This window comes from Galbibacter kalidii (assembly GCF_026241135.1).
GTDB lineage: Bacteria > Bacteroidota > Bacteroidia > Flavobacteriales > Flavobacteriaceae > Galbibacter.
On record NZ_JAPFGA010000003.1, the window covers coordinates 125,843 to 147,013 of the forward strand.

Consider the following 21,171-nt stretch of genomic DNA (forward strand, 5'->3'; position numbering starts at 1 on the left):
CTATATTATTGTAACAATCGGACATAGAATTCGTCAAGTTAGTAGAACCAACAAAAAACAAAGTACATTGGAAACCATTTTAACCGTCAACAATCTCACGAAAAAATTCGGTTACCTGATTGCCGTAAGCGACCTTTCCTTTACTATTGAAAAAGGAAATGTATATGGCATTTTAGGTCCGAACGGCAGTGGAAAATCGACCACTTTGGGCATGGTTTTGAACGTAGTGAACAACACCGCCGGCGACTTTTTTTGGTTTGACGGCAATACCTCTACACACCAAGCCCTAAAAAAAGTAGGCGCCATTATAGAGCGTCCAAACTTTTATCCGTACATGAGTGCGGTTCAAAACCTGAAATTGGTCTGTAAAATTAAAGAAGTTCCCGATGATAAGATCGAGGAAAAATTAGAACTGGTTGGTCTTTTAGACAGAAAGGACAGTAAATTTAAAACCTATTCCCTGGGGATGAAACAGCGTTTGGCCATTGCCTCTGCCTTGTTGAACGACCCGGAAATACTGATTCTTGACGAACCTACAAACGGACTCGACCCACAGGGAATCCATCAAATAAGGGAGATCATAAAAACGATTGCTGCCGGAGGAACAACCATACTCTTGGCCTCTCACCTGCTGGATGAGGTTGAAAAAGTGTGTTCGCATGTTATTATTTTAAGGAAGGGAGAAAAACTCTATTCCGGTCGTGTGGACGAAATGATCGCCAGTCACGGTTTTTTTGAATTGAAAGCTGAAAATCAAAAAGAATTACTCAATATTTTAAGTGAAAACCCCGATTTTGGTGCTGTAAAAACAGAAAACGGACTTATCACCGCCTTTTTAAACAAGCCTATGGAAGCAGCTGAATTCAACCGCTTCGCCTATCAAAAAGGCCTTGTCCTTTCTCATCTTGTAAAAAGAAAAGAAAGTCTCGAAGAACAATTCCTTACACTTACTAAAAACCAATCCAACTAATGATACGGCTATTACAAATAGAATCCATAAAACTGTGGAATAACAGGATAAGTAGAATCCTCATTGTTTCCTACTTCATATTGCTCACTTTTATTGCCTTGTTCGCCACCATAAAATTTGATATCGGACAAGTACATTTTCAATTGGCAGACCAGGGAATCTTTAATTTTCCCTATATCTGGCATTTCAACTCCTATATCGCAGCATTCTTTAAACTCTTTTTGGCCATTGTGATTGTTTCCATGATGTCCAATGAATACAGCAATAAAACTATCAAGCAAAACCTGATAGACGGACTGAGCAAAAAAGAATTTATCCTGTCTAAATTCCTGACGGTTGTTGTGTTCTCGCTTATTTCTACTGTTTTTGTCTTTTTCGTTTCCCTGATTTTGGGACTTTTCTATTCTGATTATAACGAATTGAGTATCATTTTTTCCGATTTGGAATACCTTGTCGCTTTCTTTGTTAAGTTACTTGGGTTTTTCTCTTTCTGTCTCTTTTTAGGGATTTTTGTCAAAAGGTCGGCCTTCGCCCTTGGTTTTCTTATCCTTTGGCAAGTTATTGAAGGTATTGCTTATGGATTGATCCGTTGGCAATCGGATGGGAATACAGCCGATGCCATTACACAATTTTTTCCATTGAATTCCATGTCAAACCTTATCAAAGAGCCTATTAGCAGGATGGGAGCCGTACAGTCTGTCGCCGATCAAATAGGCGAATCCGTTACCAAGGATTATGCAGTACATTGGTATGAGATTTTTATTGTTTTAATATGGACGTTTATTTTTATATATTTATCTTATGCCCTATTAAAAAAACGCGACCTATAAGCTTTAAAAATCCTATGCTAAAAACCCAAAACGCCCTCCTATTTATACTACTTGTCTTTCTTTCAAAAACGAACTTCGGACAAGAGAATTCCCTTCCCAACGATTGTGTAAACGCTATTGTTTTGTGTGGAAATGGAAAATTAAGTTCAAATGCACAAGGTTTCGGAACACAAGAACTCTTTCCCGGATCCAACAGTTGTTTCAGTGATGAAAACAACAGTCTATGGCTCAAAATAGATATTGTAAAATCCGGTACTTTAGGCTTTACCCTAAAACCCAGCAGTACTGATATTATGGTGGACTATGACTTCTTTATTTTCGGACCAAATGCTTCGTGCAATGACCTCGGACAAGCCATTCGTTGTTCTACAACCAATCCGGATGCTGCCGGGCTGACTTCCAACCATACCGGGATGAATGACACCGCAACGGAGACCTCTGAAGGTCCCGGACCTGACGGCGATAGTTTTGTAAAATCATTGGATGTTTCTGTAGGGGATTCATATTATATAGTGATAGACAGGCCTCATGGTGATGGAGGATTCGAATTGGAATGGACAGGTACTGCCACCCAAGGAGGAATGCCTTTCCCCACAGGGGTTGAAGCAAACAATATTCCTGATCAACACAAAAGCACCACCACCGGCTCTTATACTTTCCTGTTGAATGATTTTAAACGTGAAATCAGTACCGATCCAAATGTTGACATCCGGTTTTTTGAAAATGAAACTGATGCCATAGATAATGCTAATCCGCTCCCTGAAACCATCTCACTCATTGCTGAATCAAAGACGATTTACGCTCGTGTTACCAGTCCGAATGGTTGTTTTGAGATCATTAACTTTAAACTTTCAGTAGCGTTTGAATTTGATAAATTCTTCACTCCCAACGGTGATGGTATCAATGATTTTTGGCCAATAGAAAATGTAAGCTCTTTTTTACTTAACAATTCCTATATTTCTATTTTTGATCGTTATGGAAAACTTGTAAAACAACTGAGAGCTACAAGTCTAGGCTGGGACGGTACCATCAATGGTAATCCACTTCCCGAAGCCGATTATTGGTTCCATGCTACCCTCAAGGACGGGAAGGAAGTTAAAGGACATTTTGCACTGAAAAGGTGATGCAAAGCTAACCTTCAAATTTTCACATATCGTAAACAAGATACTTGTATATTCTTTAGTATTTTTACAAAATGCGATTCAAGATACAATCTGATTACAAACCGACCGGAGACCAACCGGAAGCTATCCGACAATTGGTAAACGGCATTGAGACCGATGAAAAACACCAAACGCTCTTGGGAGTGACGGGGTCGGGAAAAACCTTTACGGTAGCCAATGTTATTGAGTCCGTTCAACGACCTACGCTGGTCCTAGCTCACAACAAAACGCTAGCCGCCCAATTGTATTCTGAATTCAAACAATTCTTCCCTGATAATGCAGTGGAATACTTTGTTTCTTATTACGATTACTATCAACCCGAAGCCTATATTCCGGTAACGGGAACTTATATCGAGAAAGATCTTTCTATCAATGATGAAATCGAAAAATTGCGATTAAGTGCAACTTCCTCTTTACTTTCCGGACGTCGGGATGTTTTGGTGGTCGCGTCGGTTTCTTGTTTGTATGGTATTGGGAATCCGGTGGAATTTCAAAAGAATGTCATTTCCATAGAAAGGGACCAGGTTATTTCCCGCACCAAATTGCTGCACCGACTCGTTCAAAGTTTGTATTCAAGAACCTCGGCGGATTTTGTCCACGGGAATTTCAGGGTGAAAGGTGATGTTGTGGATGTATTCCCCAGTTATGCTGATGACGCCTTCAGAATACATTTTTTCGGGGATGAAATTGAAGAAATTGAAGCTTTTGACCCGAATACCAACAAGGTGCTCGAAAGGTACGACCGACTCAATATCTATCCTGCAAATATGTTTGTTACCTCCCCGGATGTCCTTCAAAATGCCATTCATCAAATACAAGATGATATGGTAAAGCAAGTGAATTATTTTAAAGAGATCGGTAAGCATTTAGAAGCGAAGCGCTTGGAGGAACGTACTAATTTCGATCTCGAAATGATACGCGAATTGGGTTATTGTAGCGGAATTGAAAACTATTCCCGATATCTGGACGGAAGACAGCCCGGATCACGTCCGTTCTGTTTGTTGGATTATTTCCCTGACGACTACATCATGGTCGTTGACGAAAGTCACGTGACCATTCCGCAGGTCCACGCCATGTATGGCGGGGACCGAAGCCGAAAAGAGAATTTGGTAGAATACGGTTTCCGACTTCCTGCCGCCATGGATAACCGTCCATTGAAATTTGAAGAATTTGAAGCCCTGCAAAATCAGGTGATGTTTGTGAGTGCCACGCCCGCAGATTACGAATTGCAATTAAGTGACGGTGTTTATGTAGAGCAAGTCATTCGTCCTACAGGCTTACTGGATCCGGTGATTGAAGTACGCCCCAGCGAAAACCAAATCGATGACCTGATTGAAGAAATACAACAACGGGTAGAGAAAGACGAACGTGTATTAGTGACCACCCTAACCAAACGTATGGCCGAAGAACTCACCAAATACCTGACCCGCATTCAAGTGAGATGTCGTTATATCCATAGCGATGTCGACACCCTGGAACGTGTGGAAATCATGCAGGACCTTCGCAAAGGTTTGTTTGATGTTCTTATCGGTGTCAACCTTTTACGTGAGGGACTCGACCTTCCGGAAGTATCCTTGGTGGCCATTCTGGATGCTGATAAAGAAGGTTTTTTACGTAGCGCCAGAGCCTTGACACAAACTGTGGGGCGCGCCGCCCGTAACTTAAATGGAAGGGCTATCATGTATGCTGATAAAATTACCAACAGCATGCAAAAAACCATAGACGAGACCAATTACCGAAGGGAAAAGCAGATCAACTACAACAAAAAATACAACATCACGCCAAAAGCGTTGAACAAAAATCTGGACAGCGTACTGGCCAAGAATTCCATCTCCACATATCAACTGGAACAGGAAGCAGCCCGAAAAGCAGCAGAACCCGAGCTGGAATACCTTCCGAAGCCAAAAATTGAAAAAATGATACGCGACAAACGCAAGGCAATGGAAAAAGCCGCCAAAGAACTCGATTTTATGGAAGCAGCCAAACTCAGGGATGAGATCAAAATGTTACAGGAAAAAATTGCATAAAAAAAGCTGTCTAAAAAGCCTTGATGAATTTAATTTGTCACCCTGATCTTGTCGAAGGGCTGTCGAAGACATATTGAACTTCAATAAAGTATGCTTCGACAAGCTCAGCATGACATCTGAATTTGCAGCTTTTTAGACAACCTTAACTAACCAAATCTACTTATGAAAAAACTAACTCATTATCTTCCTTTAGGCAATTTCAATAAGCCTTTTTGCTTCTTCTAATGCTTTCTCTTTTTTAGGCAATGTCAAGTTTAACACTCCATCTGTGTAAGTAGCATTAATTTTTTCGTTGTCAATCGTTTCAGGTAAGGTAAACACACGTTTGAAGGTAGTATAACTAAATTCTTTTCGACTGTATGTTCCGTTTTCTCCCTTATCTTCTTTTTCGTTTTTTGATTCAGCAGAAATTGTCAAAACATCCTTTTCTACCTCTACGTTAAAATCTTCTTTTTTCATACCGGGAGCAGCCAATTCTAAAGAAAATTTATCTTCTTCTTCTTTGATGTTTACCGCTGGTACAGTTGGCGCAAAATTCTCCAATCCTCCAAACCAATCAGGTTTGAACATTTCATCAAATAAACTTGGAAACAAATTGTTATTTCTTCTTATCAGGTTCATAATCTTAATATTTTTAATTAAACTTTTTGTTTTTTGTTGTCTTTACGACCTGATATAGACAATTTTGATTCCAATTTAACTTTAATGACTTTTTGTCGCTTTTATTGTATGAAACACCGACAAATCGTCATGTTTAATTATAGGAATGGCTGTCAACTGTTTATTTTCTGATAGAAACCAAACCACTTACACTTGAAGAATCCTCCCATTAGGAGAGGTTAGATGGGGGATAAAAAATATACAAAATCAATTATAATATGTCTTGAAAATATCGATCAGCACATCGGGAGGCACTACCCTATTCGGGTAATCATCCATAATCTCAAGTACGCGATCCATCGCAAACGGACTTAAGCCCATTCGCAATCCAAATTCCTTTAAACGGCGGATTTCATTGGGATGCTGTTCTTTGTCAATATTCATTAACAAGACCAATCGATGGAACTGAAGTATGCGCTCCGATTCCGGTGTCGGTGGGACGTATTGCGGCTTTTTAGCTTCAAAAAGGGCATCGAGTTCTTCCTTTTCGATATGCATCAATTTAGCAATGGCATAAATGAAGTCGTATTCCCTTTCGTTGACAATATGATCGGCCTCAATCATATCGATCATTTCAGATAACAAGCTAAGTTTCTTTCTCTTGTCGCTCATAACGGGGCTGTTTTGAGTTTTTTCCGGCACTAAAATATAGAATTTGAAGATAAAAAAATGACATCCTGTTAATTTTTCGATAACATACACCCCATTCATAACTTTTTAAAATAAAAAGATTATATTGCAACATTAAAACCATTAGTCTATCGAATAAATAGATTTATATGATTGTCAAAGAAACTACGACCCGAAAGCGTATTTTACCACAAGAAGAAATACAACAACTCAACAAGAAATACAAACCCTTAAGCATAGAGGAAAGGATTGCTGAACTGTACAACGACTTTAGCGAGTCGGAGATTATGCTTACCAGTTCTTTTGCTGCAACTTCAGCATTTTTATTGCGTTTGTTTTCCAAAGTACATCCAGCTCAGAGAGTATATTTTATAGACACCGGGTTTCATTTTCCGGAAACCTTGGATTATAAAAAGGAACTCACCAAATTATACGGATTGAATGTTTCGTCTATCAGTGCGATCAAGGAAGAACACGATTTTACTGTCCAGGATGAAACCTATAAAAAGAATCCTGAATTTTGCTGTAGCATCAATAAAGTAAAGCCTTTAGATGTCATCAAAAAGAAATATACGGTCTGGGTATCGGGACTTATGGAGTGGCAAAGTGATCACAGGTCGACTTTAGATATTTTTGAAGAGCGCGGTGAGATCCTGAAATTCTATCCGTTGTTGGATGTTTCAAAGGAAAAAAGGGACAAGTTTATCAAAGAACACCAACTTCCATTTCACCCCCTTGTATCCAAAGGATATAATTCCATTGGGTGTAAACACTGTACAGTTCCCGGTGATGATAGAAGCGGACGCTGGAACAACAGTCCGAAAACTGAATGTGGTTTGCATTTGTAAATCAGCTGATAAATTTATTTAACACCTACAAATCCTCCCCCAACCCTTCCAAAGGAGGGGAGTAAACCCCAGCAAAAAAAAGACCTGTGAGGTTTTGAAAACCTGACAGGTCTAATTATTTTATCAAATAAAATTAGGTTGTTCTTATTTTAAAACCTCTTGTACTTTATCTGCTGCTTCTTTAAATTCAATAGCAGAGTGTACCGCAAGTCCTGAATTATCGATCAGTTCTTTTGCTATCTCCGCATTGGTTCCTTGCAGACGCACAATGATTGGCACTTGAATAGCGTCTCCCATATTTTTATATGCATCCACAATTCCTTGTGCTACACGGTCACAACGCACTATTCCTCCGAAGATATTTACCAAAATGGCTTTTACGTTTGGATCTTTTAAGATGATCCTGAAAGCTGTTTCGACTCTTTTAGCATCGGCTGTACCTCCAACATCGAGGAAGTTTGCAGGTTCTCCCCCCGCCATTTTGATCAAATCCATTGTTGCCATCGCCAATCCAGCTCCGTTTACCATACAACCAACATTTCCGTCAAGGTTCACAAAGTTTAATCCGGCCTCTTTTGCTTCTACTTCAATAGGATCTTCTTCCCTAAGGTCACGCATCTCCGCGTAGTCTTTATGACGGTATAAAGCATTGTCATCAAGAGTCACTTTTGCATCAACGGCCATAATCTTATCGTCTGAGGTTTTCAATACAGGATTGATTTCAAACAATGAAGAATCAGACGCTTCGTATGCTTTGTATAAAGCCGAAACAAACTTCACCATTTCCTTAAATGCAGTTCCGCTCAAACCAAGATTAAATGCAATTCTTCTGGCTTGGAAAGGCAATAGTCCTGTTGAAGGCTCTACTTCTTCGTGGAAGATCAGGTGAGGTGTCTTTTCAGCTACTTCTTCAATATCCATCCCACCTTCAGTAGAATACATAATCATATTTTTCCCTACACCTCTATTCAACAGCACCGACATATAGAATTCTGAAGGTTCACTATCCCCTGGATAATAAACATCTTCTGCCACCAATACCTGATGTACTCTTTTACCCTCTTTTGAAGTTTGAGGAGTCACCAAGTCCATCCCGATTATATTTCCTGCTATTTCCTCAACCTCTTTAAGATTCTTGGCCAGTTTAACTCCGCCTCCTTTTCCGCGTCCACCGGCATGTACTTGTGCTTTGATCACATGCCATCCGGTTCCTGTTTCCTGAGTTAAATGTTTTGCCGCTTCTACAGCTTCAATGGCATTGTGAGCCACGATGCCTCGTTGTATACGCACTCCAAAACTTGCCAGTATTTCTTTTCCTTGATATTCGTGTAAATTCATAACGCGTTCTATAATTTAAAGCGGAACAAAAGTAACAAATGGAGTTTAATAAACCCAATAAGGATTTATTTTTTTAGACGTTCTTCTTGTCTAAACAAAATTATTCACTCTTTTTAGTTCAAATGTGAAATTTTCATGTGTTCATTTTTTTATTCACCTCACTTTTTATTGTTTTAGAGGTGTTCATGATTGCTGTGCAATTCATTGATAAAAAAACGAACCAAAAAAATCTAGGCTGACGATAAAAACATAAGAAAATACTACGGAACCCTCAGCCACACCTGCCTGCCGGCAGGCAGGGATAAAAATAACTCATTCCGCCTTAGGGCGGAACTCAAACAGATTTTTATCTTTAACACACCACTGCTTCCTTGATTTTCAATGTTTTTATCGTAGGCCGAAAATCAAACCACAAACGTTGGAATTCAATCTAATCCCAAGCTAATCCAATAAAACGCTTTGAACATTATTAGAGTAGTGTCTATGATTTTGATTTAATTATTCCCATCAGAACTTTGAGATTTCAAAACACACAATAGGGTAAAATCATAAAATGTAGTTATTGAAGTCCAGTGGATCCAAATTTTTGAAGTGTCCGTTCATTTGGATAATTTCCCGTGTTTTATTGATCTGTTTTAGAATGGGAATAACTTTTTTGATATGTTTTTTTATGTAAGCCAAACGTTCCCGCTCACTCATTATCTGAAGCAATTTGTATTCATCCTTTATGCTCATTCCTATTTTATGAGCATATAAAAAGCTGCTGAAGCTCTCTTCATCTATATATTTTACGGCCACACCTATATTTTTATACAATCTGTATATCAGCTGGATCACTTCTTTTCGTTGTGCTTCCGTGCTATCGTCAACATTGTTTATAAAACTGACTTCCCCACCTGAATATAATTTATCGGGCAAGCGATTGTAAAACTTATCGATCTTAAAAACCCGCAGGGCCATACACACGATATCCAACGAGCCATTTTCATAGCGTTTGACGATTTGCCCCAACTTTATTTCCGTACCATATTCCATTTTCCCATCTATATAGGTGGGAATTCCAAAATTGATTTTTTCTTCATCACAATCGGTCACAAGCTGCTTATAACGCTCTTCAAAAATATGTAAAGGAAGGCGCTCTCCAGGAAAAACCACTAACTGCAGTGGAAATAATGGAATGGCATTACTCATAAAATTACTTCATTTTTATTGAACACTTTAAACTTTTTTGATTGAAGTGAAAAAGTTTAAATGTATTCAGTTTGTGACCACTTATTTTATAAATTTACAAAAAATAAGACGTTTTCTCAATCTTTTACATGAGATTGAGTTTGTTTTATACGTAACAATATGTTTTATTTTATTTTAAATCTCTGAATAATTTTTAATAGAACCGGCGCTTTTTTAGCTTTGCCTTTTAATTTACATGAAGTATGAATAATAGTGATCTTTTAAAAATAGCTAATGAGTTTGGAAGTCCGTTATATGTTTACGACTCCGAAAAAATTGTTTCACAATACAACAGACTTACCTCTGCGTTTAAAAATGTGAAACAATTAAAGCTCAATTATGCCGTTAAAGCGCTATCAAATGTTGCTGTATTAAAATTGATGAACTCCCTTGGAAGCGGACTCGACACCGTTTCAGTGCAGGAAGTGCAATTGGGTCTTATGGCTGGTTTTAAGCCTGAAGATATTATTTTCACTCCAAATGGTGTTTCGCTTGAGGAAATTGAAGAAGTGGCGGCTTTAGGGGTTCAAATCAACATCGACAACCTTTCCATTTTAGAGCAGTTCGGTACCAGAAATCCAAACATCCCGGTATGTATCAGGATTAATCCGCATGTTATGGCAGGTGGAAATTCAAACATTTCCGTAGGACATATCGACTCTAAGTTTGGTATCAGCATTCATCAAATTCCGCATATTCTAAGAATTGTAGAAAATACAGGAATGCGTGTGAACGGTATCCATATGCACACAGGAAGTGATATATTGGATGTTGAAGTATTCCTTTATGCTTCTGAAATTCTCTTTGAAACAGCCAAAAATTTTGAAAAATTGGAGTTTATGGACTTTGGTAGTGGTTTTAAGGTGCCATACAAAGAAGGGGATATTGAAACCAATGTGGAGGAATTGGGTAAAAAATTAACCAAACGTTTCAATAGTTTCTGCAAGGAAATAGGTCGTGATCTCACCCTTGCCTTTGAACCCGGGAAATTCTTAGTGAGTGATGCCGGTTATTTCTTAGCCAATGTAAATGTGGTTAAGCAAACCACATCGACTGTTTTTGCAAGTATTGATTCGGGTTTTAATCACCTGATCAGACCTATGCTTTACAATTCGTATCATAGAATATACAACCTCTCCAACCCTACGGGGAAAGAGCGATTCTACTCTGTTGTAGGTTATATTTGTGAAACTGATACTTTTGGAAGCAACAGGCGCATCAATGAGATTTCTGAAGGTGACATTCTTTGTTTCAAAAACGCAGGGGCTTATTGCTTCTCTATGGCCAGCAATTACAATTCAAGGTTCAGGCCGGCAGAAGTATTGTGGCACGAAGGAAAAGCGCATTTGATAAGAAAGCGGGAAACCTTCAACGACCTCATCAATAATTTAGTTGAACCGGATATCCCGATGTTTCAACACAAAACAGAACCAGAACTTGTAAAAGAGGCAAAATAAAATTCTAAGAGAGAGATTGTCTAAAAAGCTGTAAATTCAGATGTCATGCTAAGTAATGTCACCCTGAGCCTGTCGAAGGGCTGTCGAAGCATAAGCATAATTTACTGAAGATTAACATGTCTTCGACAAGCCTGTCTGTCGGCAGACAGACTCAGACTGACAAATCAAGTTCGTTCAGGGCTTTTTAGACATCCTCTTTTATTTGCAACCTTACCAACCCTTCCATTTTAATCCGTTTTGTTATCTTTACATATCAATTTTGTACTCAAAAGCCCGAAATCATGAGTTATTTAGCAGAAAAAAGCATGAAAACGAAAACACCTGTATTGATCATAGCCCTAACATTTTTGTTTGTTTTATCGACAGAAGCCCAGGAAATAAAATGGATGTCGTGGAGCGAAGCTATTGAAAAAACAGACGCTGAGGAAAATCCGAAGAAAATATTTGTAGATATTTATACAGATTGGTGCGGATGGTGTAAAAAAATGGACAAAAACACTTTCAACGATCCCGAAGTAGCAACCTATATGAACAAGACTTTCTATATGGTAAAAATGAATGCTGAAGGAAAAGAAGACATTGTTTACAAAGACCGTACCTATAAATACATTTCTCAAGGGAAAAAAGGATATCACGAATTGGCTGCGGCCTTACTGCAAGGGAGAATGAGCTTTCCAACCGTTGTTTTCATCAACGAACAACAACAATTGATATCCCCAGTACCGGGATATATGAAACCGGAAGGATTTCTGAAAATCGCCAAATATTTCGGAGATGACATATATAAAACCACCAGCTGGACCGATTATGATGCTGAAAAAAGTAAGTAGGAATCATACGAACAGGTCATAAACCCATACTACTATGCGCTTTTTAAAATACTTAGGTCTGTTTTTTTGTCTTTTTATCACGGGTTGTACTGAGCATAATACAACTCAAAATCCGATAGAGAAAGCCTTAAAGTCAAATAAACCGATTATAAAAAAAGTGGTCGATAGTGTAGAGAATCACGAACTTCAGATCATCTTCACTAAAATCAACCGCAATGGTGACAGTATTTCCTTTACCGACTATCAATATCAGGTCAATGATTCCAATTATTTCTATCCGGCAAGCACAGTAAAACTCCCCATCGCTTTGTTGGCACTGGAAAAACTCGGTAAAGACAAGCGTTTCAATAGAAAAACACAATTTTATGTCGAAGGGGATTCCATAGAGACCACAGTAGAAAACGAGATTGACAAAATATTTGCCGTAAGTGATAATGAGGCTTTCAATCGGCTGTTTGAATATCTGGGAGCGGATTATATCAATAAAACATTAAAAAGCAAGGGGCTTAAGCCCATCAGAATAAGTCATCGCTTGTCTACTCCCGATGCTTATAATGTCACCACCAAACCCCTTATCTTTTATGAAAAAGATTCACTACTGACCGAGGTCCCGGGGACGATCAACCAAGAGCCTACACCATTAAAGATCAATAGACTGATAAAAGGAAAAGGGTATATGGACAACGATTCGCTTGTTATGGAACCTATGGATTTCTCACTGAAGAATTATCTTCCGTTGACCACACTTCACAACATTGTGAAACGGGTTATTTTCCCTCAAACTTTTAAAGAAAATGAACGGTTTGAACTCAAGCCCACCGACCGGACATTTATTTTGAATTCCATGGCCTCCTATCCCAAGGATCACGGCTATGATCCGGTTGAATATTACGACAGCTATGGAAAATTCTTTATCTATGGCGATTCCAAAGAAAATATTCCAAGAGACATCAAGATACATAACAAAGTGGGATATGCTTATGGTTATTTGACCGATTGCGCTTATATTCACGATCAGGAAAATGATGTCGAATTTATTGTTTCAGCCACTATCCACGTGAATGAAAATCGCATTTTTAACGACAACAACTATGAATTTGACAATATTGGTATTCCTTTTTTAGCTGAGCTCGGAAGACAACTATACAAACAACAATTACAAGAAAAACCATAAAATGCGAAGAAGACTCACTTTATTATCATTTATCTCCATAACAACTTTATTACTAATGACCACAAAATCAGAAGCCCAAGATTTTAAATTATCTTTTGATCACAATGCCATTCAGGTGAAGGACCTTACCGAAAGTTCCAATTTCTACCTTAACATCCTTGGTTTGGAAGAAATCGAAAACAAAACCGAAAAATCGCATATTCGTTGGTTTTCTATGGGAGGCGATACTTCTATTCATGTCATTGAAAATAAATTGCATAAGGTCCCTGATGTAAAAGGTGTCCATTTTGCCCTACGTGCCAATGATCTGGATGCATTTATCGCACATCTTAAAAAGAATAATATTTATTTTGAAAGCTGGCCAGGTGAACCAAAAGTAACCAACAGCAGACCAGACGGCATCCGACAGGTGTATTTGCAAGACCCTAACGGATATTGGATCGAAGTTAACGGAGAATAATCAAGATCTTCATTAAATAATGAACAAAGGCGTAAAGATCAATAAGGAAACTACCCTTTCAAATAATTGGTACACCTTAAAAAAAGTAGATTTCAGTTATCAACTCGATGATGGAAGCTGGGAAGAACAAAGCCGGGAGGTATACGACAGAGGCAACGGAGCCGCCATTTTACTCTACAACAAAAACAAAGGTACCGTTGTTTTAACCCGTCAGTTTAGAATGCCCACCTATCTCAACGGAAATGAAAACGGAATGATGATCGAAGTCCCCGCCGGAATTATTGAAGATGAAAGTCCGAAAGCCTCCATTATCCGTGAGACCGAAGAAGAAACCGGATTTGAAATCAAAGACGCTACAAAAGTATTGCAAACCTACACCTCTCCGGGCGCAGTTTCAGAAACGCTACATCTCTTTGTCGCAGAATACAGCGATACGATGAAAGTACACGAAGGCGGCGGACTGGAAGAGGAAAACGAGAACATAGAAGTTTTTGAAGTGCCTTTTACTCAAGTTGAAGCCATGGTGAAAAATGGTGATATTAAAGACGCAAAAACCATTATGTTGATTCAATATGCTAGGATTAACAAGCTTTTGTGATTGTTATCATAATTAAAAAAGCCAAAGCAATAGTATACTTTGGCTTTAAATTCCATATAATCTTTTCTCAAAAATTTACCTTGTATAAGGTTTTATTTCTGCCAAGGCAGCATGACCAGCACCATCATGTGCTGTTTTGACAATAAATTTAAAATGCCTAAACGTTTCTGCTGTCTGCAAATCGATATCCTGTGCCGAGGCAGTATTTTGTAACACAAAATCTCCTAAACTCACCCAGGTTGAATTATCATTGCTTATTTGTATTTCGATATCTTTAACAGCTCTTGAAAGTGTTTGCCTTTGATAGAACCTAAAACCATCAACTGCTTTTGAAGCTCCCATATCTACAGTAATATGGTGAGGTGGGGTTGCCGTACAACCAGACCAACAAGAATGCCAATAAGTATTAAGATCTCCATCAAGGATATCAGCTGCCCTACCGGTATCACCTTCTCCTCCATTATCTTCTTGAGTACTATAGTCTGCTATGGTCCATCCTGTCCTGTCTAACAAGTTAGGTTCTTCAGGAAGTGAAGGCACTTCCAGTTGAGAGAAATCAATGTTTGGAGCTACTCCATTTGCAGTTCTCTGATGATAACTGTCTATAGTTGTGTTGTCGTTAAAGAAACCACAGTTTTTCATAAAAAAGATATTGTCTTCTGCACCACCTGCATAATCCAGACGAGCTCCTTTTCTGGCGGTAGCATCTGCTGTAAATTTAGCTTCGATCATTTCATGCCATACATCTTCCGTACTGTACACCCATTGGTTTCCATAATATCCTTTCCTTGAAAGTACTCCTGCTTCAGTTCTAAAGTTCTCTAAAAACGAGTGTGGCCTTGTTAAATATGTATTTGTGTAAGGTCTTCTAAAACTGGCTATCAGGTTCCATCCCCCTTGTTCCGGGTCATAGAAATAAGCTGTGTAATCGGTGGAGTTATTAACGGAAGGTTCTCCTTTCAATAAGAACTTATAAGTATTACCTGCTTTCCAGTCAAAGACTTTATAGCTTTGTCCACCTGAACCTTCATTGCCAAACTCACCTGTAGTCACCCCATTTCCCTTGCCTAAAAGGATAATTTTGTAATCATCAGGAATCTCATCCGGGTTTTGTGTATCATAAGGACTCCAGACAGAAAACAAGATCCTGCGTTCGCTTTCTGAATTCACCTGCATACCGAAATATCCTTCTCCAAAGCCATTGGCCATAAAATAAGAGCCTATTTTATCTTCTCCTTCCGGTACCGTTATTTCATTATAGAACCACAGGATATCTTTATTTTGAGGTGGTGTATAGGTAAGATGCACTGAAGGCCCTCTTCTTCCCCAATAGAAATCATCTTGTACAAAGGTAACTCCATTGTCAAGAGCCGGTCCGTCGATAAGAATTTCATTAATATCACCTATATAGGTCGCTGATTTTTCTATCCCTTGAATTTCAATATAATTATATCCTGCTTCTTCAATACTGAAAGTCCCTGCTTTTATATTTTCATAATTTTCATTACTACTAACATCTATCACTTTACTTTTATCTCCTACAGTAACCTTAATTTTTGAAACACCTGAAGGCACTTTCATATTCAGGGCAACCTTTAAATCGCCTGTGGTTTCGGTTTTGAAATAGGTTCTTATAACGCTATTAAGATCAGTCCAGTTATGGATTCCCGCATCTGAAATTACAATAGCATTCTGTGAAAGGTCATTTACCACCCAACTATTCCCTCCGGGCGGTATTTTATGGGAAAACTTCTTTTTAATGTGTTCTACCTCCAAATCTTCGGTGTTGGCTTCCATGATATCATCACTACATGAAAAGGAGACAATTAAAAAAAAGAGCCAAAATGTGCTGAAAATTTTACTTACATACGTTTTCATCTGTTTTTAATTTTAGTTTGGTTAATAATTCAATTGACAGTAAACAATTGGCTTTTATCGTTATTGTTTACTATAAGTATCTGTTTGTTTTTACCAGATTGCAACACAAGCATTCCCCGAACATCCTTATCTGCATAAAACCCGGTAATCGTATTGTCTATATATTTGAATTTCCCGGAAGAAACACCTTTAAGAAAAACGCCTGTGCCGGCATCAGCCCTTGTGGTTTCTACCTCTGCATGATAATTGTTCCCGGCCATCAGTAAATCTTTTATTCCGTCTCCATCAAAATCATTATATAGAATGCTGTTTATTGGTGAAGTTTGAGCTTGTATAGCAAACGGACGAAAATCAAAACCTCCATCTCCATCGTTATGAAAGATGCCGGACCTAAATTCATTAACCTGATAATGTAAGGAAGACTCAATATTCTCCCCGAAAATTCCTTTTAAGTCAGAATTGGCAAATTGGTTATAAGTCTTGACCTTTTCTTTTAAAAATGGCATTTGTTCTGAAGTACATGATTTTCCCCTTACCGGAACCTGTTTAGCTTTATAATATTTTGCCAATACAATATCTTCAACTCCATTATTGTCAAAATCGTTGGTGTAAATATGAAAAGGTTTCTCTTCTGATGCATGGAACTTATAGTTAAGCCCTAAATTTCCCGCTACAATATCTTTATCGCCATCCCCATCTACATCTTCTATCAGCAACTTATTCCACCACCCTTTGACAGTAGATAAACCTTTATAATCATCACTTTTAGACAAGACTCCCTGATTATTAATAAAAACTTCGATACCCATCCATTCTCCTGTAACAATCAGGTCTGTCTCTCCATCGTCATTTATATCTTCCCAAACAGCATCTGTAACCATTCCTATTTGTTCGAGTTCCGGTGCTAAATTTGTGGTCTGAACAACAAATTTTCCGTTTTCATTTATCAGCAAATAGCTTGTTGGAGCATATGGGTATTTACCGGGGATAACCCGCCCTCCTACAAACAAATCGGCATCACCATCATTATCATAATCTGAAGCTACAACTATTGATCCTGCACTGTTAAAAGAGGGAAGTTGGTTTGTTGAACGTTTAAAATTTCCTTTACCATCATTGATATAAAGTCGGTCTTGAAGCAATGGTGAACTTTCATCAAATTCATAACTACCACTAACCACATACAGGTCTAAATCACCATCGTTATCGGCATCAAAAAAGGTTGCCCCTACATCTTCATAGGCTTTATCTTTTTCAAAATCACTAACAGCTACTTGGTCAAATCCATTATCAGTAGACAGCAATAATTGTCCGGCCTGGTTATGACCTCCTCCTATAAATAAATCTTTCAAACCATCTCCGTTTACATCTCCTTTGGTCAATGCAGGACCTGTTTGCGATAATTTATGCGGAAGTAATAATTGCTTTTCAAAATCATTAAAAAAGGTATCTTTATGAGTTATATTGATCGGGGTTTCTGCAAATATCTGTTCTTTTGCTTCTTTTACCTTCTCCTCTAAAGCGCCGGTACTATTTTTATAGTCGATTTCCAACAATTGGTTTGCAGCAATATTTTCTAAAACCTCAATGTTTCCATCTGGCCAGTACACCTCTACTTTCTTTACTTTATCCTGCAAACCGAAATGTAGTTTATTCGAAACTGCCGACAGGTACCCTCTATTATTTATAAGTTCACGAACCTGATTTTTATAGTTGTCTTGATGTACAATAACTTTAGCACCTACTCCAAATGGATTTTTTTCAGGACCCTTAAACTTTAACTGAAGGTATTTCTTTCCTCCTTTCTCAACAGCATTGTTTTTTAGAATCGTGGCATTTTCATCTAAATTGTTCACTACTACATCTAAATCCCCATCATTATCTAAGTCTGCATATACGGCACCATTGGAGAACGTCGGATTTGAATCTACCCAATCTTCAGAAGTATTTTTATAAGTTAAATCTCCTTTATTCTTAAAAAAGTAATTAGTTAATTTTTGTTGAGGCAGTTTTTGGGTAAACTCGTAAAAGTCTTTTTCTGTTAAGTTTTCCTTGTCCTCTTTTATATGATTATTTATCTGTATGTTCACATCTTTATCTACCACATCTCTATATATACCATTGGTAACATAGATATCGTTATAACCGTCTAAATCAAAATCTGCCAACAAGGCAGCCCAACTCCAATCTGTTTTAGCTACACCGGACATATTGGCGATTTCACTATAAGTTCCGTTACCATTATTTATTTGCATCACATTGTGCATGTACTGGTAATGATGGTCTTTGTCAACCATTTCATAAAATCTTTGGAGTGGCATCATTGCCATAGTGGTTTTAGACCTTACATAATCTTCCGGGCTCATATCCAGCACCATCAAATCTGTAAGTCCGTCATTGTTCACATCTGCAATGTCACTCCCCATACTGTAATAAGACATATGCTTGAACAACTCATTTCTTTTATCAGTGAAGGTTCCATCTCCATTATTGATATAAGTAAAATCGGGGGTAATAAAATCATTAGAGACATATATATCCGGCCAACCATCATTATTGAGATCACCAACCTGCGGGTTGAGTCCGAACCCCAATTCGGGTAATATTCCTGCTTTAGAAGATACATCTGTGAATTTGCCATCCCCATTATTTTCATACAGTTTGTCACTTCCTTTAAAGGTCAGGGTTTCCTTGTTATCTTGAACTTGTTTTAGGTCAAATATTATAGAAGACAAGTTAAAACCGGCAGGTGCATTTGCTACATAAAGGTCTAAATCTCCATCTTTATCATAATCAAAAAAAGTAGATGCAATAGACCTGTTGGTGTCGGCTATGCCATAATCTTTTGCCTGTTCTGTAAAGGTGAGGTCTCCATTATTGATGTAGAGCATATTTGCCAGCTTTTTATCATCATTAAACCAACCTGCCCGGTTGATATAGATATCCAAAAAGCCATCATTGTTTACATCCGCCACCGAAACACCCACATCAAAACCGACTCTTTTTTCTATACCGGCTTTTATGGTGATGTCTTCAAATTTAAAATCTCCTTTATTGAGAAAAAGTTTATTGTGATAGATGTTTGAAGTAAAAAAGAGGTCTTCTAAGCCATCGTTATTAAAATCGGCTGCAGCAACGCCTCCTCCTATATAAATATAAAGGTATTTGTAATAATGTAACCGCTCTGATTCAAGGATCTTATTTTCAAAAGTCACCCCTGAAACTTCAGCAGGAACATTGGTAAAAAGCTTATCGATGGGTAAATCCTTTGCCGTTTTATTACACGCTATTAAAAGCATAAAAATCAAGAAAATTCCCCAACATTTTAAAAAAACAAGTTTTCTCATCTTTTTATAAGGTTGTTTTAACGATCCTATAAACAAAGAGACCCCTAAAAAAGAGGTCTCAATATTCTATTTAATCGTTTTGAATTAATGAAGGCTGCAAAATAATCTGCTGCTCCGGGATAAACTCTATAACACGTGCATGTGTTGGAGGTATTTCAAGGAAGGCATTCGTTCCGTTTAGGTGCGTACCCGGATATCTTCTATCCATGGTTCTTCCATTTCTGTACACATCAAACTTTCTATGTCCTTCGTAGGCTAATTCCAATCTACGTTCTTCAAGAACAACATCTAAAACGGTACTTCCGGAAGGAATGGTTTCCAATGTATATGTTGGCACACCGGCTCGTTCCCTTATAATATTTACCTGATCCAAGGCTTGCTGATCCATCCCTTGTTTTGCATAAGCCTCTGCTTTATTCAAGTGCATTTCTGCCAAACGAGATACAGTAGGTGACCAAAGATGACGGTCTTCTTCTTGTAATGAAGCTTTAAGGATAAAAAACTTAGGATATCCATTTCTTTTTTGCATATCGTAATCTTTAATTACATCCTGTCTGCCATCAGGTCCGTTAAAATAATAAACCGTTTTTCCATCTTGTTCTTCAGATTGAAGTGTATAGGTACTCCCGTCATATTCAAATGTAGTTACCCCGGCAGTTTCTGTTGTTCTGGCAAACTCATACTTATACTCATTATTTACCCAATAGATAGCCGGTATTTTTTCACCATTTTCATCCGTAAGATATTGTGCTTCGATAAACGATTTCCTGGTGTCTTCAGGGTTTTTATCAATAAGATCGAGGTACGATCTCGAGGCATACATCTCACCCCAGCCCGTTCCATCAACAGAAGCATACATAGAACCGGGAGTAAACCAATGGTCTGATCCACCCAATAAATCGGCGCTACTTGAAAGTTTAACGTTAAAAATAGCCTCTTCATTTTCTTCAGGTGTCAGGGTATTCATTACAGCAAACCTATTTGTTGGCAATAAAGTATATTCACCAGATTGAATTACCTTATCTGCATATTCAATGGCTTTAGTATTGTCTTCCATATATAGATATACTCTGGACAATAATGCCTCTGCCGCTCCTTTAGAAGCATAAGGAGCTCCTTTATTGATAGTCATTAACGACGCTGCTTTCTCCAAATCTGCTATCACCTGATCATAGACTTCCTGAACGGTATTTCTATCAGGCCTGTCTTCCGTGTCAGACGTTAGCTTTAATGGAATTGACAAATTAGAAGCTCCCTGATTATATGGTCGTCCAAAAATGTTTCCCATTTGGAAATACACCAATGCCCTTAGGTAATAGTTCTCTCCTAATAACTGGTCTGTTTCTTCAGATTCTCTTTCAATTATTTTTTCTATTACCACATTACAACCCACTACAATTTTATACGAGTTTCGCCAAAAACGGTTTACTCTTGAGTTTGTTGCAATTGCCTGATAATTGTATAAAAAGAATAGATGGTCTGTAGTTCCTCCACTTAGCGCTACATTATCGCCCGGATATTCTGTGATCCTATGTAGATCGTCAGCCCATCCATCAAAACCTTTATCTCCTTTCAGCAAGGAATAATTCCCTAAGGTTGCGGCCTCAACGGAGCCCGGATCTTCAAACAATTCTTCTACTGCAACCTGATCGTACGGATTTTTTTCCAACTCGCACGAAAAGAAAAACACCGCAATTATTGGAAGTGTATATATAAGCTTTTTCATTTTCA

Annotated in this window: 17 protein-coding genes; 10 read left to right on the forward strand and 7 right to left on the reverse strand. The window is 38.1% G+C overall.

The window, feature by feature from the left end:
• The first annotated feature begins 67 nt into the window (after window positions 1-67).
• The 4 genes from OOZ15_RS04645 to uvrB all read left to right on the forward strand — a co-directional run bounded on the left by OOZ15_RS04645 (window position 68) and on the right by uvrB (window position 4,990).
• Complete coding sequence (locus tag OOZ15_RS04645) at window positions 68-970, forward strand: ABC transporter ATP-binding protein (RefSeq protein WP_265954699.1); 903 nt, start codon at window positions 68-70, stop codon at window positions 968-970.
• Window positions 970-1,800 carry an ABC transporter permease gene (locus tag OOZ15_RS04650; RefSeq protein WP_265954701.1) on the forward strand — a complete coding sequence of 277 codons (831 nt, stop codon included), beginning with the start codon at window positions 970-972 and terminating at the stop codon, window positions 1,798-1,800. Before OOZ15_RS04645 ends, OOZ15_RS04650 begins: the two co-directional genes overlap by 1 nt.
• Before the next feature lie 14 nt (window positions 1,801-1,814).
• On the forward strand, window positions 1,815-2,924 hold the full coding sequence (locus OOZ15_RS04655) for a T9SS type B sorting domain-containing protein (RefSeq protein WP_265954702.1): 1,110 nt from the start codon (window positions 1,815-1,817) through the stop codon (window positions 2,922-2,924).
• Between the two features lie 71 nt (window positions 2,925-2,995).
• Window positions 2,996-4,990 carry an excinuclease ABC subunit UvrB gene (gene uvrB / locus OOZ15_RS04660; protein ID WP_265954703.1) on the forward strand — a complete coding sequence of 665 codons (1,995 nt, stop codon included), beginning with the start codon at window positions 2,996-2,998 and terminating at the stop codon, window positions 4,988-4,990.
• Between the two features lie 189 nt (window positions 4,991-5,179).
• Here uvrB and OOZ15_RS04665 read toward each other — a convergent pair whose 3' ends face one another.
• On the reverse strand, window positions 5,180-5,611 hold the full coding sequence (locus OOZ15_RS04665) for an Hsp20/alpha crystallin family protein (protein ID WP_265954705.1): 432 nt from the start codon (window positions 5,609-5,611) through the stop codon (window positions 5,180-5,182).
• A 246-nt stretch (window positions 5,612-5,857) separates the two neighbouring features.
• On the reverse strand, window positions 5,858-6,262 hold the full coding sequence (locus tag OOZ15_RS04670; RefSeq protein ID WP_265954707.1) for a TerB family tellurite resistance protein: 405 nt from the start codon (window positions 6,260-6,262) through the stop codon (window positions 5,858-5,860).
• A 167-nt stretch (window positions 6,263-6,429) separates the two neighbouring features.
• Here OOZ15_RS04670 and OOZ15_RS04675 point away from each other — a divergent pair, with 167 nt between their 5' ends.
• Window positions 6,430-7,128: a phosphoadenylyl-sulfate reductase gene (locus OOZ15_RS04675; protein WP_265954708.1), complete on the forward strand. Its 699-nt coding sequence runs from the start codon at window positions 6,430-6,432 to the stop codon at window positions 7,126-7,128.
• Window positions 7,129-7,272: 144 nt separating this feature from the next.
• On the opposite strand, the gene sucC is transcribed toward OOZ15_RS04675, so the two are convergent.
• Window positions 7,273-8,466: an ADP-forming succinate--CoA ligase subunit beta gene (gene sucC / locus OOZ15_RS04680; RefSeq protein WP_265954710.1), complete on the reverse strand. Its 1,194-nt coding sequence runs from the start codon at window positions 8,464-8,466 to the stop codon at window positions 7,273-7,275.
• 546 nt (window positions 8,467-9,012) lie between these two features.
• The gene (locus tag OOZ15_RS04685; protein ID WP_265954711.1) at window positions 9,013-9,657 is read right to left on the reverse strand and encodes an LON peptidase substrate-binding domain-containing protein; all 645 of its coding nucleotides are present in this window, start codon (window positions 9,655-9,657) and stop codon (window positions 9,013-9,015) included.
• A 242-nt stretch (window positions 9,658-9,899) separates the two neighbouring features.
• Between OOZ15_RS04685 and lysA the strand changes: the two genes are divergently transcribed.
• The 5 genes from lysA to OOZ15_RS04710 all read left to right on the forward strand — a co-directional run bounded on the left by lysA (window position 9,900) and on the right by OOZ15_RS04710 (window position 14,215).
• Window positions 9,900-11,153, forward strand: coding sequence for a diaminopimelate decarboxylase (gene lysA, locus OOZ15_RS04690; protein ID WP_265954712.1), 1,254 nt, complete (start codon window positions 9,900-9,902; stop codon window positions 11,151-11,153).
• 305 nt (window positions 11,154-11,458) lie between these two features.
• A complete protein-coding gene (locus OOZ15_RS04695; RefSeq protein ID WP_265954713.1) occupies window positions 11,459-11,983 on the forward strand; it encodes a thioredoxin family protein in 525 nt (174 codons plus the stop codon).
• A 34-nt stretch (window positions 11,984-12,017) separates the two neighbouring features.
• Window positions 12,018-13,157, forward strand: a complete 1,140-nt coding sequence (locus tag OOZ15_RS04700; protein ID WP_265954715.1) for a serine hydrolase — start codon at window positions 12,018-12,020, stop codon at window positions 13,155-13,157.
• A 1-nt stretch (window position 13,158) separates the two neighbouring features.
• Window positions 13,159-13,617, forward strand: a complete 459-nt coding sequence (locus OOZ15_RS04705) for a VOC family protein (RefSeq protein ID WP_265954716.1) — start codon at window positions 13,159-13,161, stop codon at window positions 13,615-13,617.
• A 19-nt stretch (window positions 13,618-13,636) separates the two neighbouring features.
• Entirely contained in the window at window positions 13,637-14,215 is a 579-nt protein-coding gene (locus OOZ15_RS04710) for an NUDIX domain-containing protein (protein WP_265954717.1), read from the forward strand.
• 75 nt (window positions 14,216-14,290) lie between these two features.
• Here OOZ15_RS04710 and OOZ15_RS04715 read toward each other — a convergent pair whose 3' ends face one another.
• From OOZ15_RS04715 to OOZ15_RS04725, 3 genes are all read right to left on the reverse strand, one after another.
• Window positions 14,291-16,093 (reverse strand): DUF3472 domain-containing protein, encoded by a 1,803-nt coding sequence (locus OOZ15_RS04715; RefSeq protein WP_265954719.1) that lies wholly within the window; start codon window positions 16,091-16,093, stop codon window positions 14,291-14,293.
• A gap of 29 nt (window positions 16,094-16,122) precedes the next feature.
• The gene (locus tag OOZ15_RS04720; protein ID WP_265954720.1) at window positions 16,123-19,440 is read right to left on the reverse strand and encodes a VCBS repeat-containing protein; all 3,318 of its coding nucleotides are present in this window, start codon (window positions 19,438-19,440) and stop codon (window positions 16,123-16,125) included.
• Window positions 19,441-19,510: 70 nt separating this feature from the next.
• Complete coding sequence (locus OOZ15_RS04725; protein WP_265954722.1) at window positions 19,511-21,166, reverse strand: RagB/SusD family nutrient uptake outer membrane protein; 1,656 nt, start codon at window positions 21,164-21,166, stop codon at window positions 19,511-19,513.
• Window positions 21,167-21,171: the final 5 nt, after the last annotated feature.

Bases quoted from the DNA above. Each gene is read 5' to 3' on its own strand.
- OOZ15_RS04720 (WP_265954720.1), bottom strand. From the start codon at position 19,440: ATGAGAAAACTTGTTTTTTTAAAATGTTGGGGAATTTTCTTGATTTTT.
- OOZ15_RS04665 (WP_265954705.1), bottom strand. From the start codon at position 5,611: ATGAACCTGATAAGAAGAAATAACAATTTGTTTCCAAGTTTATTTGAT.
- OOZ15_RS04710 (WP_265954717.1), top strand. From the start codon at position 13,637: ATGAACAAAGGCGTAAAGATCAATAAGGAAACTACCCTTTCAAATAAT.
- sucC (WP_265954710.1), bottom strand. From the start codon at position 8,466: ATGAATTTACACGAATATCAAGGAAAAGAAATACTGGCAAGTTTTGGA.
- OOZ15_RS04725 (WP_265954722.1), bottom strand. From the start codon at position 21,166: ATGAAAAAGCTTATATATACACTTCCAATAATTGCGGTGTTTTTCTTT.
- OOZ15_RS04655 (WP_265954702.1), top strand. From the start codon at position 1,815: ATGCTAAAAACCCAAAACGCCCTCCTATTTATACTACTTGTCTTTCTT.
- OOZ15_RS04670 (WP_265954707.1), bottom strand. From the start codon at position 6,262: ATGAGCGACAAGAGAAAGAAACTTAGCTTGTTATCTGAAATGATCGAT.
- OOZ15_RS04700 (WP_265954715.1), top strand. From the start codon at position 12,018: ATGCGCTTTTTAAAATACTTAGGTCTGTTTTTTTGTCTTTTTATCACG.
- lysA (WP_265954712.1), top strand. From the start codon at position 9,900: ATGAATAATAGTGATCTTTTAAAAATAGCTAATGAGTTTGGAAGTCCG.
- OOZ15_RS04675 (WP_265954708.1), top strand. From the start codon at position 6,430: ATGATTGTCAAAGAAACTACGACCCGAAAGCGTATTTTACCACAAGAA.
- OOZ15_RS04705 (WP_265954716.1), top strand. From the start codon at position 13,159: ATGCGAAGAAGACTCACTTTATTATCATTTATCTCCATAACAACTTTA.
- OOZ15_RS04715 (WP_265954719.1), bottom strand. From the start codon at position 16,093: ATGAAAACGTATGTAAGTAAAATTTTCAGCACATTTTGGCTCTTTTTT.
- OOZ15_RS04695 (WP_265954713.1), top strand. From the start codon at position 11,459: ATGAAAACGAAAACACCTGTATTGATCATAGCCCTAACATTTTTGTTT.
- uvrB (WP_265954703.1), top strand. From the start codon at position 2,996: ATGCGATTCAAGATACAATCTGATTACAAACCGACCGGAGACCAACCG.
- OOZ15_RS04685 (WP_265954711.1), bottom strand. From the start codon at position 9,657: ATGAGTAATGCCATTCCATTATTTCCACTGCAGTTAGTGGTTTTTCCT.
- OOZ15_RS04650 (WP_265954701.1), top strand. From the start codon at position 970: ATGATACGGCTATTACAAATAGAATCCATAAAACTGTGGAATAACAGG.